13 protein-coding genes and 3 tRNA genes are annotated in these 14,373 nt (G+C 69.4%); 6 read left to right on the plus strand and 10 right to left on the minus strand.

Features of this window, described 5'->3' with window-relative positions:
* Positions 1-135 precede the first annotated feature (135 nt).
* From AB0D14_RS17115 to AB0D14_RS17130, 4 genes are all read right to left on the minus strand, one after another.
* Positions 136-2,064 (minus strand): ABC transporter ATP-binding protein, encoded by a 1,929-nt coding sequence (locus AB0D14_RS17115; protein ID WP_362779502.1) that lies wholly within the window; start codon positions 2,062-2,064, stop codon positions 136-138.
* A complete protein-coding gene (locus tag AB0D14_RS17120; protein ID WP_362779505.1) occupies positions 2,064-3,797 on the minus strand; it encodes an ABC transporter ATP-binding protein in 1,734 nt (577 codons plus the stop codon). The genes AB0D14_RS17115 and AB0D14_RS17120 overlap by 1 nt, the downstream gene beginning before the upstream one ends.
* A gap of 357 nt (positions 3,798-4,154) precedes the next feature.
* Positions 4,155-5,609, minus strand: a complete 1,455-nt coding sequence (locus tag AB0D14_RS17125; protein WP_362779507.1) for an FGGY family carbohydrate kinase — start codon at positions 5,607-5,609, stop codon at positions 4,155-4,157.
* 62 nt (positions 5,610-5,671) lie between these two features.
* Entirely contained in the window at positions 5,672-5,980 is a 309-nt protein-coding gene (locus tag AB0D14_RS17130; protein ID WP_362779509.1) for a YtxH domain-containing protein, read from the minus strand.
* A gap of 162 nt (positions 5,981-6,142) precedes the next feature.
* On the opposite strand from AB0D14_RS17130, the gene AB0D14_RS17135 reads away from it, so the two are divergent.
* The 6 genes from AB0D14_RS17135 to AB0D14_RS17160 all read left to right on the plus strand — a co-directional run bounded on the left by AB0D14_RS17135 (position 6,143) and on the right by AB0D14_RS17160 (position 8,657).
* Positions 6,143-6,215 (plus strand) — tRNA-Asn (locus AB0D14_RS17135).
* 6 nt (positions 6,216-6,221) lie between these two features.
* Positions 6,222-6,294: transfer RNA gene (locus AB0D14_RS17140), tRNA-Asn, on the plus strand.
* Positions 6,295-6,471: 177 nt separating this feature from the next.
* A tRNA-Ile gene (locus tag AB0D14_RS17145) sits at positions 6,472-6,545 on the plus strand.
* A 657-nt stretch (positions 6,546-7,202) separates the two neighbouring features.
* The gene (locus AB0D14_RS17150) at positions 7,203-7,646 is read left to right on the plus strand and encodes a hypothetical protein (protein ID WP_362779511.1); all 444 of its coding nucleotides are present in this window, start codon (positions 7,203-7,205) and stop codon (positions 7,644-7,646) included.
* A gap of 373 nt (positions 7,647-8,019) precedes the next feature.
* Positions 8,020-8,253: a type II toxin-antitoxin system VapB family antitoxin gene (locus AB0D14_RS17155; RefSeq protein WP_073724608.1), complete on the plus strand. Its 234-nt coding sequence runs from the start codon at positions 8,020-8,022 to the stop codon at positions 8,251-8,253.
* A complete protein-coding gene (locus tag AB0D14_RS17160; RefSeq protein WP_362779512.1) occupies positions 8,250-8,657 on the plus strand; it encodes a PIN domain nuclease in 408 nt (135 codons plus the stop codon). Before AB0D14_RS17155 ends, AB0D14_RS17160 begins: the two co-directional genes overlap by 4 nt.
* A gap of 337 nt (positions 8,658-8,994) precedes the next feature.
* Here the strand turns inward: AB0D14_RS17160 and AB0D14_RS17165 are convergent, their stop codons facing one another.
* The 6 genes from AB0D14_RS17165 to AB0D14_RS17190 form a co-directional block, all read right to left on the minus strand.
* Positions 8,995-9,894, minus strand: coding sequence for an alpha/beta hydrolase (locus AB0D14_RS17165; RefSeq protein ID WP_362779515.1), 900 nt, complete (start codon positions 9,892-9,894; stop codon positions 8,995-8,997).
* Positions 9,895-10,000: 106 nt separating this feature from the next.
* Positions 10,001-10,879 carry an LLM class flavin-dependent oxidoreductase gene (locus AB0D14_RS17170; protein WP_362779518.1) on the minus strand — a complete coding sequence of 293 codons (879 nt, stop codon included), beginning with the start codon at positions 10,877-10,879 and terminating at the stop codon, positions 10,001-10,003.
* Between the two features lie 159 nt (positions 10,880-11,038).
* A complete protein-coding gene (locus AB0D14_RS17175; protein ID WP_362779520.1) occupies positions 11,039-11,506 on the minus strand; it encodes a cupin domain-containing protein in 468 nt (155 codons plus the stop codon).
* 124 nt (positions 11,507-11,630) lie between these two features.
* Entirely contained in the window at positions 11,631-12,545 is a 915-nt protein-coding gene (locus AB0D14_RS17180; protein ID WP_362779521.1) for an NADP-dependent oxidoreductase, read from the minus strand.
* A 162-nt stretch (positions 12,546-12,707) separates the two neighbouring features.
* The gene (locus AB0D14_RS17185) at positions 12,708-13,238 is read right to left on the minus strand and encodes an SRPBCC family protein (protein ID WP_362779523.1); all 531 of its coding nucleotides are present in this window, start codon (positions 13,236-13,238) and stop codon (positions 12,708-12,710) included.
* Between the two features lie 3 nt (positions 13,239-13,241).
* Positions 13,242-14,312: an alkene reductase gene (locus AB0D14_RS17190; RefSeq protein ID WP_362779525.1), complete on the minus strand. Its 1,071-nt coding sequence runs from the start codon at positions 14,310-14,312 to the stop codon at positions 13,242-13,244.
* Positions 14,313-14,373: the final 61 nt, after the last annotated feature.

Genomic DNA, 14,373 nt, shown 5'->3' on the forward strand with positions numbered 1-14,373 from the left:
CTCGGGGGCTCCGCCCCCGAACCCCCGCTCCTCAAACGCCGGAGGGGCTGAAAGACCAGCCCGTCCGGGGGTCTGGGGGCGCAGCCCCCAGAAGCGACGGGACGGGTAGGGGCGGCGGGGGCGGAGAAAGCCCCCTCAGTCGACCTCCACCACCGCCTGGGCGAACTGGGCCTGGTACAGGCGCGCGTACGCCCCACCCGCCGCCAACAGCTCCGTGTGCGCCCCCTGCTCCACGATCGCGCCGTTCTCCATCACCAGAATCGTGTCGGCATCCCGGATCGTCGACAGCCGGTGCGCGATGACGAACGACGTCCGCCCGTGCGCGAGCTTCGCCATCGCCTTCTGGATGAGCACCTCGGTACGCGTGTCCACGGAACTCGTCGCCTCGTCGAGGACGAGGATCACCGGATCGGACAGGAACGCCCGAGCGATCGTGATGAGCTGCTTCTCACCCGCGCTGACCCCGGACCCCTCGTCGTCGATGACGGTGTCGTACCCGTCGGGCAGCGTCCGGACGAACCGGTCGGCGTGCGCGGCCCGGGCCGCCTCCTCGATCTCCCCACGGGTGACCTCCCGGGAGGCCCCGTACGCGATGTTCTCCGCGATCGTTCCCCCGAACAGCCAGGTGTCCTGCAGCACCATGCCGATACCGGTCCGCAGTTCGTCCCGGGACATCGTGGCGACGTCGACCCCGTCGAGGGTGATCCGCCCGCCCGTCGTCTCGTAGAACCGCATCAGCAGGTTCACCAGCGTCGTCTTGCCGGCTCCCGTCGGTCCCACGATCGCCACCGTGTGCCCGGGCTCCACCGCCAGCGACAGGTCCTCGATGAGCGGCTTCTCCGGGTCGTACCGGAAGGAGACCCCCTCAAGCGCCACCCGGCCCCGCAGCTCCTCGGGACGCGCCCCCGTCACCGGGTCCGCCTCCTGCTCCTCCGCGTCCATCAGCTCGAAGATCCGCTCTGACGACGCGACCCCGGACTGCACGAGGTTCGCCATGGAGGCGACCTGGGTGAGCGGCATGGAGAACTGCCGGGAGTACTGGATGAAGGCCTGCACATCGCCGATCGACAGCGAGCCGGACGCGACCCGCAGACCACCGACGACCGCCACCAGCACGTAGTTCAGGTTCGACACGAACATCATCAGCGGCTGCATGACCCCGCTGTTGAACTGCGCCCGGAAACCGGCCTCGTACAGCTTGTCGTTCTCCTCGGCGAACTGCGCCGCCGACTCGTCCTGCCGTCCGAAGACCTTCACCAGGTTGTGCCCGGTGTACATCTCCTCGATGTGCGCGTTGAGCTTGCCGGTGGTACGCCACTGCTGCACGAAGTGTGGCTGTGACCGCTTGCCGACCCGGGTCGCGACGACGAACGACAACGGCACGGTGATCAGCGCGACGAGCGCGAGCAGCCACGACACCCAGAACATCATCGCCAGCACACCGACGATGGTCAGCAGCGAGTTGACGAGCTGGCCCATCGACTGCTGCAGGGTCTGCCCGATGTTGTCGATGTCGTTCGTGGCGCGGCTGAGCACCTCACCGCGCTGCCGCTTGTCGAAGTACGAGAGCGGCAGCCGCGACAGCTTCGTCTGCACGTCCTCGCGCATCTTGTACATCGTCTTGTTGACGGCCCGGTTCACCAGCCGCGTCGCCACGGCCATCAGCAGTCCGGCCACCAGGAACGCCACGAGCGCGAGTCCCAGCACCTCGCCGACCGCGCCGAAGTCGATGCCCTCGCCCGGCGTGAAGTCCGTACCGGAGAGCATGTCGGCCATGCCGCCGTCGCCGCGCTCCCGCATCGCCGCGAGGACCTCGGCCTTGCTCTGCCCGGCGGGCATGTCCCGCCCGATGATCCCGGCGAAGACCAGGTCGGTGGCCTGCCCCAGGATCTTCGGCCCCGCGACCGAGAGGCCGACGCTGCACACCACGGCGGCGAGCATCACGTAGAGCGTGGCGCGTTCCGGCTTGAACTGCGTGAGCAGCCGTTTCCCGGATCCCTTGAAATCCATCGAGTGCTGGTCGGGACCGGACCCGGCCATCATCCGCCCCATGGGCCCGGCCATCAGGCTGCCTCCGCTTCGGTCAGCTGGGAGAGAACGATCTCCCGGTAGGTCTCGTTGTCCGCCATCAGCTCGTGATGGCGGCCGGTCCCGACGACCCGGCCCTCGTCGAGGACCACGATCCGGTCGGCGTCCCGGATGGTCGACACCCGCTGGGCGACGATCACGACGGTCGCGTCGGCGGTCTCCCGCGCGAGCGCCGTACGCAGCGCCGCGTCCGTCGCGTAGTCGAGCGCGGAGAACGAGTCGTCGAAGAGATAGATCTCGGGACGCTGTACGAGGGTCCGGGCGATGGCGAGCCGCTGCCGCTGACCACCCGACACGTTCGTCCCGCCCTGCGCGATCGGGGCGTCCAGACCGTTCTCAAGACCCTCGACGAACCCCTTGGCCTGCGCCACCTCCAGCGCGTGCCACAGCTCCTCGTCCGTCGCGTCCGGATTCCCGTACCGCAGGTTGGAGGCCACCGTGCCCGCGAACAGATACGGCTTCTGCGGTACGAGGCCCACCGTGCGCGCGAGCAGCCGCGGCTCGACCGTGCGTACGTCGACGCCGTCCACCAGCGCCTGGCCGTCGGTGACGTCGAACAGCCGGGGGACCAGCCCCAGGAGGGTCGACTTGCCGCTGCCGGTCGAACCGATCACGGCGGTGGTCTCGCCGGGCAGCGCCACCAGGTCGACGGCCTTCAGCACCGGCTCCTCGGCTCCCGGATAGCGGAACCCCGCCCCGCGCAGCTCCAGATGACCGTGCCGCCGCAGCTCCAGGACGGGAGCCTTCGGCGGGACCACACTGCTGGAGGTGTCCAGAACCTCCTGGATGCGCTCGGCGCACACCTCGGCGCGCGGCACCATCATGAACATGAACGTGGCCATCATCACGGACATCACGATCTGCATGAGATAGGCGAGGAACGCGGTCAGCGCGCCGATCTCCATCCCGCCGCTGTCGATCCGATGGGCACCGAACCACACCACCGCGATCGACGAGACGTTCACCACCGTCATGACGATCGGGAACATCAGCGCCAGCATCCGCCCGGTCCCCAGCGACACCTCGGTGAGGTCGGTGTTCGCCTTCCGGAAACGCTCCTCCTCGTACGCGTCGCGCACGAAGGCACGGATGACGCGGTTGCCGGTGATCTGCTCGCGCAGCACCCGGTTCACCGTGTCGAGCCGTACCTGCATCGTCCGGAACAGCGGCCGCAGGCGGCGCACGATGAGACTGACCGAGATACCGAGCACCGGCACGACGGCCAGCAGCACCCCGGACAGCGGTACGTCCAGACCGAGGGCCAGCACGATGCCGCCCACGCACATGATCGGTGCCGACACCAGCAGCGTGAACGTCATCAGGGCGAGCATCTGCACCTGTTGCACGTCGTTCGTCGTGCGGGTGATCAGGGACGGCGCCCCGAAGTGGCCCAGCTCACGCGCCGAGAACGACTGCACGCGGTCGAAGACGCCGGCCCGGATGTCGCGGCCGACCGCGGCGGCCGTACGGGCGCCGTAGTAGACGGCACCGATGTTGCAGACGACCTGCACCAGCGAGATGCCGATCATCAGGGCGCCGAAGGACAGGATGTATCCCGTGTCGCCCTTCACGACACCGTTGTCGATGATGTCGGCGTTCAGCGTGGGCAGGAAGAGCGTGGCGCAGGTCTGCAGGAACTGCAGGAGGACGAGCAGGCCGATGGGTTTCTTGTAGGGCGTGAGATAGGTACGAAGGAGTCTTATGAGCACGCTGGTCTCTCGGGTCGGCGGCGGGGCGGTTCGTTGCCCTTGGCCCCTATCGTCGAACACTCCCCCCGCGTTACCTCAACTGATTAACCCAAGAGAGGTCCAAGAGCGGACAGGGCCTCGGCCTGAAGTCGTAGGCCGCCCGGGCCCCGAGGAGCCTTCCGGCGCTTCACAGGCCTCCGCTCCGGCCTCCGCTCCGGCCTCCGCACCGGCTTCCGCTCCGGCCTCCGCTCCGGCCTCCGTGTGTGCTTCCGTGCGGGCCCTCCGCGCGCAGGCTTCCGTGCGCCCCGCAGGGCTCAGGGCGGGCCTCCGCAGGCCCCGCAGGGCCCAGGGCGGCGCTGCGCAGGACTCCGCAGACCCTCAGGGCCGGAAGGCCCCCGGGTGGGTCTGGTCCCGCACCGACACGTACTGCTGCCGCACCGCCTGCCCCACCGCCAACTCCTCGCCCGGCTCCAGGACCTGCGCCGCCGCGCCCTGCCAGACAGGCGGCAGACCCGGCTGGATCGTGCCCTGCTGGACACCGAGCGCCCAGGCCGCCTGCCGGGCCGCGCCGATCGCCGCGTAGTCCGCGGGCTGCGGCACCACGATCTGCGTACCGAGCAGCGCGGGCGCGCACGCCTGCACCGCGCCCAGCTCCGCGGCCTGGCCAAGGAGGAAGATCCGCCGCACCTCCACGCCCCGCTTGCGCAACACGTCCAGCGCGTCCGCGAGCCCGCACAGCATGCCCTCGAAGGCGGCCCGCGCCAGATGCTCGGGCCGCATCGACTCCCGCCGCAGCCCGGCCAGCGTGCCCGCCGTGTGCGGCAGATTGGGCGTCCGCTCACCCTCCAGGTACGGCAGCATGACGAGCCCGTGCGACCCCGGAGTGGACTTCATCGCCAGGTCCGACAGGGCCTCCAGGTCGGATACGCCGAGCAGCTCGGCGGCCCCGCGCAACGCCCGTACGGCATTGAGCGTGGTGACGACCGGCAGGTGCATCCCGGTCGCGTCCGCCAGCGAGGTGATCATCCCGGAGGAGTCGACCAGCGCCTCGTGGTGGACGGCCATCACGGAACCGGAGGCGCCGAGCGACACCACCGCGTCCCCGAGCCCGATCCCCAGACCGAAGGCCGCCGCCATCGTCTCGCCCGTGCCCGCCGAGATCAGCAGCCCCTCGGGCGTCGTCCCCGCGGTCTCCCACGGTCCGAGCACGTCGGGCAGCAGCGCCTGGTGGCCGAGCGCCAGCTCCACGAGATCGGGCCGGTACGAGCCGGTCGCCGCCGACCAGTAACCGGTACCCGAGGCGCCGCCCCGGTCGGTGGTCCGGCGGGCCGGCCTGCCGAGCAGCTGCCACACCAGCCAGTCGTGCGCCTGGAGCAGCACGGTGGTGCGCATGGCCGCCTCGGGTTCGGTCCGCGCCAGCCAGCGCAGCTTCGTCACGGGCTGCGCCGCCTGCGGTACGCATCCCACGGCCTGCGCCCAGGCCTCCCGCCCGCCGAGCGCGTCGACCAGGTCGGCGGCGGCGACCTGGGCGCGCTTGTCCCCGCCGACCATCGCCGGGCGGATCGTGTTGCCCTGGTTGTCCACGGGGACGAGCCCGTTCTGCTGCGCGGACACACCGATGGCCTGGACGCCCTCCAGAAGCCCGCCGCCCGCGGCCTCGCCCAGGGAGAGCAGCCAGGCCTGCGGGTCGACGTCCGAGGGGCGGGCGCCCTCCGCCGGGCCGTCCAACGGATGCGGGGCATATCCCTGCCGGAGTACGGCTCCGCTGTCCGCGTCGCAGACGACGATGCGTGTGAAATCGGGCGAACTGTCCAGCCCGGCGACTATCCCCATGGCGGAAATTCTGCCGTACTGCCGCGCCGGCTCGGGACACGCGTGCCGACCTGAGTGTTCCTTCAGGTGTTGCTGGTGCCCCAGTCGTCCTCGCCACGGGTGCCGTTCGCGTTGCGCTCACGCAGGGAACGCACCCTGTCGGAGACCGAGTCGGGGACCCGGTCACCCACCTTGTCGCTCACCACGTGGTACGCCTTTCCGGCGAACTGCCGCCCCTGCTGGGCCGCCGACTCGGCGGTGTTGCGCACCGCCGGGTTCTGCGCGACCTGCCGGGCGGTCTTCCTCAACTGCTCGTAGCGCTCGCGCCCGGCACGTGTGCCCAACACGTATCCCAGGGCCAGTCCGACGACGAACGTGAGCCGGTAGCGCATGGGGGCCACCCTTCCTCTGTGAGTCGGTCCTTGCGGCGGCGTCGTGGCAGGCGGGTTACCGATTGGCGGAGCACCCCCCTGCTTGCGCTAATGTATGTGTCGCAGCGAGCGCACGCCCTCTGGCGAATACCCAGGGAGCTACGTTCGATGCAAGCGAGGCAATCCCCTGTAGCTCAATTGGCAGAGCAGCCGGCTGTTAACCGGCAGGTTACTGGTTCGAGTCCAGTCGGGGGAGCTTCGATCTTCCGTAGCTCAATTGGCAGAGCAGCCGGCTGTTAACCGGCAGGTTACTGGTTCGAGTCCAGTCGGGAGAGCAACCTGAACGAAGGCCCCATGGACCCCATCGGGGTCCTTTTTCATGCCCTTGGGAACCGCTGCGTCCCAGGTGGGGTCCTTGAGGGCAGGCGGAGCCGACCATCCGAAGCAGGAGATCGTATGAGCGGCTATGCTGCGGCAGACGGCGCGCACACATGTGCGCGACGCGCCGTAATGGGGCGGTAGCTCAGCCGGTTAGAGCAGCGGACTCATAATCCGCCGGCCGTGGGTTCGAGTCCCACCCGCCCCACTCGTGCAGAAACGTCGTGACCTGCGTAAGCGCCGGGTTCACGCTGGCACAGGCGAGGCATCCGCCGCACGAACGCCGCACCGAAGTCTCGTGCGCTTGCTCCCACGGCTTACATCAAGACCAATTCCCGGCTGTCCGGAGACCCTTGGCGCACCGTCGTATGGCGGGCCGGGGGCTCCCGAACAGGCGCCTGGTGTCGCGAGACCTTCGACGACGGCGACCAGGCGAAACGTTTCCGCGATCTGGTCAACGGTCACGGACAGCGATGGCCGCCGGGGTGGGTCAAATGGCCGCCGGGGTGGGTCAAGGGGAGGGGGTCGTCGAGCCGGGCGAGCCGCCGATGCCGGACCGATGCCGGACTCGGAGAAGTTTCCGGTCTATGCGCACGCTTACGTGGGGCTACTGACGGACATATCCGAACACACTAGAACCAACTACATCAGGTTCATCGATAACCGCATGATCCCGTGGTTCGGTGAGCTGTCTGTCTCTGACCGGGGGAGCAGGCTCCCCCGAGACCACGTCAGCCAGTGGATTCTGGACCTTCAAAACGGGAGGCCCGGCCCTCTGTACTCCGCGGGTACAGTGCGCCGGCCCTGCGCGCCGAAGACGATCGCCAACCTCCACGGTTTGCTCTACAGCATCTTCCAATCCGCCGTGAGCGCCGATCCCGCCCTGCGCGACTCGAACCCCTGCGCCCACACCCGGCTCCCCAAGGGGAACGACACCGAGGATGACGAGGTGTTCCTCGAACCCGATGAGTACGCCCTCCCCAAGACGCACCTGCGTGTCGACGCTGTCGACATCGTCGATGCCCTGGTGAGCACCGGCCTCCGGTGGGGCGAGGTGACGGCACTGCAGCCCCGGGACTTCACCTTCGCGTCGAAGCGTCCGACCCTCCGCGTGCAGCGCGCCTGGAAGTGGCGCGGCGAGGGCGGGACTTTCCTTGGTGCCCCCAAGGCGAAGAAGTCACGCCGGACCCTTGTACTCACCACAGAGCAGGTGCGGCTGTTCCAGGGGGCCTGCCTGGGGAAGAAGCCGACGGACCTGGTCTTCACCGCACCAGAGGGCGGGGCCTGGCACTCCGGCGTGTCAGCTTGAGAGCGCGGCCGGGGCCGCTCTCAGCAGCGGTGGGTGGAGAGACCGAGGACCTCGGTTCGCCGTTTCGACGGCAGCAGGGGGAGTAGGTGCCGGTGGCGGACCCGGTGGCCCAGGGGCCATCCCACGTGCGTGAGGAGCAGCTGTTCGAGATGGAGATGGACAAGGTCAAGACGGGACCATCCCCGCGCCCTTGGTTCCCCAGCGCGGCAGTCCCGTCTTTTCGGGTTGCGGTGCCCGGCCAGGGGTGTTCCGTGGTTTGCGGCCTCTCGGCGATCGGGTCGTGTCTGCCTCCTGCGTGATGGGCCCCGCAAGGGAATGTTGGTGATGTATCGTCGTTATGTACATCATGGACTCTTGGTGAGGGGTGGCTGGTATGTCTGTTACCCAGGTTGATCTCGATGACGAGGCGCTGGCCGAGGCGATGCGGCTCATGGGCGTCTCGACGAAGAAAGAGACGGTCAACGGGGCTCTGCGGGACTACGTGGCGCGCATCAAGCGGCTGGAGGCTGCCGAAAAGTTGGCCGCGCGGGGCGAGCGGGGCGAGTTCGAGGCTGCGGCTGCAGCGCATGCAGCCGCGAAGCGCGCCCGGCGGGCAGCCTTCGAGTGATCACCTACCTCCTCGACACTTCCGCCCTGTGGCACCTCTTTCGCACCCCAGGGGGGTTGCGGCCCTGGGAAGGGCATATTGCCGCAGGCGTGTTCCATATCTGTGAGCCCACGAGGGCGGAGTTCCTCTACTCGGCCACAGGTCCGGCCCACCGCGACGAGTTGGCCGAAGAGCTGGATGCTCTCTGCCAGTTCTCGCCGGTTCCCAAGAACGCGTGGCGCTGGGTGGAGACCGCGCAGTACAAGCTCACCCAGCAAGGGCAGCATCGCGCCGCCGGAGCCATCGATCTCTTGGTGTGTGCGACGGCGGTCCATCACGGTCACACGGTGCTCCACGTGGACAACGACTTCGCCACGGTGGCGGCGGCGCTCAAGGAAGTGCAGCAGCGGGACGTACGCCGCTGACTGCTGGCGGGAGCATTCGGGACTATCCCCGCACCCGCAGGGATGGTCCCCCGGACGTCACGGCGACCGCGACCCCCGACTGGTGCTCCCCGCACCTGCGGGGATGGACCCGCCAGGGCGTCGACCTCGACGGATGGGAGCCCCTGCTCCCCACGCATGCGTGGGGATGGAACCGCCGTGGCAGCCACCTTCGGCTGACCTATTCCCCGCGTATGCAGGAGGAACCGAAGAACGACGTTCTCGGCTCACGTCGTGGGATGGACGCTGGGCCGGGAGTGTCTAATAAATTGACACACCCTTCAACCGCCGCCTACAGGCGGCCCGGCCGCGTGTGTCTTCAGGTGCGCCCGGTGGGCCGGGGTGGGGCGGACAAGAAGGGGAGAAGCTCGCGGGCGAAGGCATCGGGACATTCCTCGGGCACGAAGTGGCCACTGCCCGGAATCACTGCACCGGTCAGCCGCTGCGCGACCGTGTTCAGACTGTCGGCGAGTCGGGTGTCTGTGCTGTGCTCGCCGCCGACGGCGAGTACGGGCATGGGGAGGGTTCCTCCAGTTTCGAGCCAGGTCCGGTTGATGCGGCCGTCGTCAAGGAGGGTGCGGTAGTGCGCGAAGCCGGCGCGCAGTGCTTCGTGTCCGCGGTAGGAGGAGGCGACGGTGGCGACCTCTTCCGGAGGGAAGGTCCCGGGTACCGCGGACAACCGATCGAACCACCAGGTGAGGAATTCGCTTTCCCGGCCTTCGAGGAGCAGCTCGGGCAGTTCTTCGGTCATGAAGAGGCCGAAGTGGAACAGACCGCCGGAGGCCACGTCCATTGCCTGTTCAAGACCGAGGCCAGGCAGGGCGAGTTCGACGAGGACAAGGTGTTCGACCTCCTCCGGGTGGCGGCGGGCGTAGGCGAAGGCCACCATGCCCCCGATGTCGTGCCCGACGATGCGCACGCCGCTGTGGATGCCGAGCTGTGCGAGGAGTTCGCGCATGTCCTCCGCCTGCGTGTCCTTGTCGTATCCGCTCGGGGGACGGTCGGAGGCACCAGTGCCGCGCAGGTCGGGCGCGACGACGCGGTATCCGTGCGCGGCGAGGGCCGGCATGAGGTGTCGCCAGGCTCGCCATGTCTGGGGCCAGCCGTGCAGAAGAAGTACGGGTTCACCGGACCCGCCGACCACGGCATGCAGCCGGGTGCCGTTGGCCGGGACGGTGATGCTTTCGAATCCGTCGGGGAGGGGCGTTTCGTCGCTCATGGGATCACCTGGGGTCGGGGCGGGTCGGAGTGGAGGACCAGGACTTTCTGGTCGCGGGGCCGGTGGAGTCGGCGGCGAGTCCGGCCGGTACCTGGTCGGTGGAGGTTCAGGTCTCCCGTGCGAGGGCGTCGCGGACCGCGGGTACGACTTCGGCGGCGAACGTGCGGATCTGCTGGACGTGATCTCGTTCGGGCCAGATGACGAAACCGTTCATTTTGACGGTGCGCACGAGTGTGACGAGGTGCTCGGTCCACTGGGTGGCGGGCCCCTGGAACGGGCCGGCCGACTCCGGTTGGATGACACCGGCGATGTTGTAGACCCGGCGGATCGTGTCGGGATCGCGGCCCGCCGCCAGAGCCGCGTCGTCGATGCGGCGGACAGCCGTGGGCAGTGCGTCGAGTCCGAGGTAGGCGTGCGAGGGAAGCCAGCCGTCCGCTTGTGCACCGGTCAGGGCCAGCATGCGGGGACCGTACGAGCCCAGCCACAGTCCCAGACCCGGGGCCGGCGCCGGGCCGGGGCGGACGCCGGCGAGCGAGTAGTGCGCGCCGTGCGTCCGCACACTGCGCTCGCCACTCCACATGGCCCGGATGACGGTGATCGCCTCTTCGAGTGCGTCGACGGCCTCCTTCGGTGTGCGTCGGGAGCCGCCCATGGCCTCGACGGCTTCCCAGAAGGCCCCGGCGCCCAGGCCGAGCTGGACCCGGGAGCCGGTCAGTCTGTCCAAGGTCGCCGCAGCCTTGGCCAGCACCGCCGGCGGACGCAACGGCAGGGAGCTGACCGTCGGGACGAGCGTGACATGTCGCGTGCGTGCGGCCAGGAAGGTGAGCAGCGTCCAGGTGTCGTCGAACGCTGCTTGGTACGGGTGGTCCTGGATGGTGAGCAGGTCGAGGCCGAGACTGTCGACGAGTAGTGCCTGCTCAGTGGAGCGGCCGACGGGGAGGGCGTTCGGCTCTACGTTCGCGCCGAACAGGACGGGGAGTGGCATGAAGGTCTCCTGAGCATCCGGCGTTCGACGCCGGCCGGCGGTGGTCGCAGGTGGCGAGGGGAACGGATCCGCTGTCGTCCCGGAGGCAGCGCCTCCGAGCGCAGGCGGCAGCCGTGGGCAACGGCTGTCGCGGCACGGGCGCTCGGGTCCGTGAGCGGTTCAGCGCGGCGGGCCGAGGATGACGCCGCCGTAGAGTTCGGATGCCTCCGCCAGCAGGGACTTGGGGATCTCGAAGCCGTCGGGGCGCGGGGTGCTGAGGTCGCGTCCGGCGTGGCGGAACATGCCCTCGATGCCGCCGGGCGTGGTGATCATCAGAAGGTCGGCGCGGGCGGAGGTGATGCGGTAGCCGTGCGGGATATTGCGGGGCAGGTAGACGATCCCGCCTTCGCTCAGTTCGTGTTCGTCCTCCCCGGACCACACCAGGGCCGTGCCCTTGATCAGCATGAACACCTCGTCCTCGCGGGTGTGCAGGTGGAACGGCGGGGCTTCGCCCCTGGCGACGTCGAAGCGGCCCACGGTCAGCTTGCCCTCGGTGGCTTCCTTGTCGAGCAGCACGGAGAACGTTCCCCCGTCGAGCCATTCGAGTTTCTGCTGCTGTTCGGGCTGCGCCAGATAGGCCATGGTCATCGGAGACCTCCAGGGAAACTCCGGCCTTCAGGCCGGGGTGGAATCGGACTGCCGCGGAGCGGGGCATGGGGTCGGGATTCGGTGGTTGCAGGCGGCTGTGCGGGGCCGGCCCTGCGGGAGGAGGTCAGTCGACGGTGAGGACGAGCTTTCCGCGGCCGTGGCCGGCATCGCTGGCCTGCTGGGCCTTGGCCGCGTCGGTAAGCGGGTAGGTCGCGCCGACCGTGATCGCCAGGGTGCCGTCGGCGGCCTGCCGGGCCAGTTCGGCCAGCCGGGCGGCCGAGCGCCGCGCCGGACCCTCGGCGAAGACGACGCCGAGTTCGCGGGCCCGGAAGTCGGCGGTGGTGACGATCCGGTCGGTGCCGCCGCGCAGGGTGATGGAGTCCTCCAGCGCGCCCTTGCCCGCGGCGTCGAGCACCGCGTCCACGCCGTTGGGGGCGAGCGCGCGGACCCGCTCGACCAGCCCCTCTCCGTAGACCAGCGCGGTGGCGCCGAGCGAGGTCACGTACTCCTGGTTGGCGGGGCCGGCGGTGCCGATGACACAGGCGCCGCGGGCGACGGCGAGTTGGACGGCGACGGTGCCCAGCGCGCCGGACGCGCCGTGGATCAGCAGGGTCTCGCCGGCTTTGACGTCGAGCAGGTCCAGGACCCGGTCGGCGCCGTCGCTCGCCACCGGCAGTGCGGCCGCGTGCGTCCAGTCCAGGCCGGCCGGCTTGGGGGCGAGGACGGTCGTGGTGGCCAGCGCGTACTGGGCGTAGGCGCCGGTGTCGGACCAGCCCAGCACTTCGTCGCCCACCTTCAGCTGGTCGACGTCCTCACCGACGGCGTCGACGATCCCGGCGATCTCCCCGCCGGGGACGGCGGGCAGGGTGGTGGGGAAGATGGCTTCCATGGTCCCGGAGCGGATCTTGCCGTCCACCGGGTTGACACCGACTGCCTGTACACGCACGCGGACCTGGCCGGGGCCGGGCTCGGGGATCTCGGTCTCCGCCTCGTGCAGGACCTCGGTGCCGCCGAACGTGTCGAAAACGATGGCCTTCATCACTGCTGTCTCCTTGATGAGCTGATCCGGTGAAATCAATGGGGTGGCTGAGCACCTGAAACGCGCCTACAACGCGGCTAAAACGCGACGCCAGTCATGTGGCCGGCCAAATTTCTGTTGGGTGGGCTCGTTCGTGGGCTGGAGCCGCGGAGTTTTGGGCCGTCACCCGGTCCGGAGCGGCGCCTGCTCACTGTTTTCCGCTGTTTCGATGGCGTGGACGCACCGGTCGAGGGCGGCCACCATGTAGCGGCGCCAGAGCGGGGCGAAGGGGCCGGCGAGGATCCAGCGGCGGCCGGGCAGCGGCTTGAACTCGTAGGTCCAGCGGATGAGGGTGCCGTCACCGTCGGGGTTGACGTTGAACTCGCCCCGGATGCCGGCTGCGAGGCGGGAGAGGACGTTGGTGAAGCCGGTCAGCTGGTAGGCGAAGCTGGAGCCCGGTACGTACTCGGTGAGTTCTTCGTCAACCTGGGAGCCGTCGTCGAACTGCGGGTTTCTGCGCGTGCCCACGTGGTCCCAGGCCTCGGTCTGGTTCTTCACGCTGCTGATGCCGGGGAACGGGGCCACCGGGCGGAAGACGGTGGGGAGGTCGATGGGCACCAGGGTGCGGAAGGCGTCCTGAGGGGCCGTGCGGGTCCGCTGCTGGACGGTGATGGTGACGGTCTTGTCGGCCGGGCCGATGAGGAGTGTGGTCATGGTTCAGCTCTCCGTGGTGGTGATGGGGAGGGTGGGGTAGTCGGTGTAGCCGCGGTGGTCGCCGCCGTAGAAGGTGGCCGGGTCGGGCTCGTTGAGCGGGGCGCCCGTTCGGAGGCGGTGGGGCAGGTCGGGGTTGGCCAGTGCCGTGGCTCCGACCGAGACGGCGTCGGCCAGACCGGAGTCGAGGTCGGCGAAGCGGGTGTCGAGCGGGGCGCCGCCGCGGTTGACGATCAGTGCCGTGGACCACTGCCGGCGAATGCGCTGCCCGAATTCCTCGTCGGGGCCCTGGATGAGGTGCAGGTAGGCGAGGCCGAGCGGGTCGACGGCGTCGAGCAGCGCCGGGTAGACGTCGTGCATGTCGTGCTCGGTGACGTCGTTGTAGGGGTTGCCGGGAGAGATGCGCAGGCCGGTGCGGTCGGCGCCGATCTCGGCGGCTACCGCGGACGTCACCTCGGTGGCGAAGCGGATGCGGTTGGCGACGGAGCCGCCGTACCGGTCGGTGCGCTCGTTGGCGTTGGCGGAGAGGAACTGGTGGACGAGGTAGCCGTTGCCGCCGTGGATCTCCACGCCGTCGAACCCGGCGGCGACGGCCGCCGCCGCCGCGCGGCGGAACTCGTCGACCACACCGGCGATCTCGTCGGCGGTGAGGGCCCGGGGAACAGGCATCTCCTGGAGGCCGGTGGCGGTGAACATGACGCCCTTGGGCTGTACGGCCGAGGGGGCGACGGGCCTGCGGCGGTGCGGGGTGTTGTCCGGGTGGGAGACACGGCCGGCGTGCATCAGCTGGACCACGATGCGCCCGCCTTCGGCGTGGACGGCGTCGGTGACCTTGCGCCAGCCGGCGATGTGCGCGTCGGTGTGGATTCCCGGCGTCAGCAGGTATCCCTGACCGTCTTCGGACGGCTGGGTGCCCTCGGTGATGATCAGGGCCATGGAGGCCCGCTGCCGGTAGTACTCGACGTTGAGCTCGCTGGGAACGCCGTCGGCCAGGGAGCGGTCGCGGCTCATGGGAGCCATGACGAGCCGGTGGGGCAGTTTCATGGCACCGACGGTGACGGGGGTCCAGACAGTCATGGGTGAGCGCTTTCTGTTGCAGGGGGATCCGAGGCCGAAGAGGGTGGGGAAGAGCTGGTCA

The sequence above is a fragment of the Streptomyces sp. NPDC048484 genome (assembly GCF_040651415.1).
Taxonomy (GTDB): Bacteria; Actinomycetota; Actinomycetes; order Streptomycetales; family Streptomycetaceae; genus Streptomyces.

Bases quoted from the DNA above. Each gene is read 5' to 3' on its own strand.
- AB0D14_RS17115 (WP_362779502.1), bottom strand. From the start codon at position 2,064: ATGGCCGGGCCCATGGGGCGGATGATGGCCGGGTCCGGTCCCGACCAG.
- AB0D14_RS17125 (WP_362779507.1), bottom strand. From the start codon at position 5,609: ATGGGGATAGTCGCCGGGCTGGACAGTTCGCCCGATTTCACACGCATC.
- AB0D14_RS17130 (WP_362779509.1), bottom strand. From the start codon at position 5,980: ATGCGCTACCGGCTCACGTTCGTCGTCGGACTGGCCCTGGGATACGTG.
- AB0D14_RS17155 (WP_073724608.1), top strand. From the start codon at position 8,020: ATGTCTGTTACCCAGGTTGATCTCGATGACGAGGCGCTGGCCGAGGCG.
- AB0D14_RS17165 (WP_362779515.1), bottom strand. From the start codon at position 9,894: ATGAGCGACGAAACGCCCCTCCCCGACGGATTCGAAAGCATCACCGTC.
- AB0D14_RS17170 (WP_362779518.1), bottom strand. From the start codon at position 10,879: ATGCCACTCCCCGTCCTGTTCGGCGCGAACGTAGAGCCGAACGCCCTC.
- AB0D14_RS17175 (WP_362779520.1), bottom strand. From the start codon at position 11,506: ATGACCATGGCCTATCTGGCGCAGCCCGAACAGCAGCAGAAACTCGAA.
- AB0D14_RS17180 (WP_362779521.1), bottom strand. From the start codon at position 12,545: ATGAAGGCCATCGTTTTCGACACGTTCGGCGGCACCGAGGTCCTGCAC.
- AB0D14_RS17185 (WP_362779523.1), bottom strand. From the start codon at position 13,238: ATGACCACACTCCTCATCGGCCCGGCCGACAAGACCGTCACCATCACC.
- AB0D14_RS17190 (WP_362779525.1), bottom strand. From the start codon at position 14,312: ATGACTGTCTGGACCCCCGTCACCGTCGGTGCCATGAAACTGCCCCAC.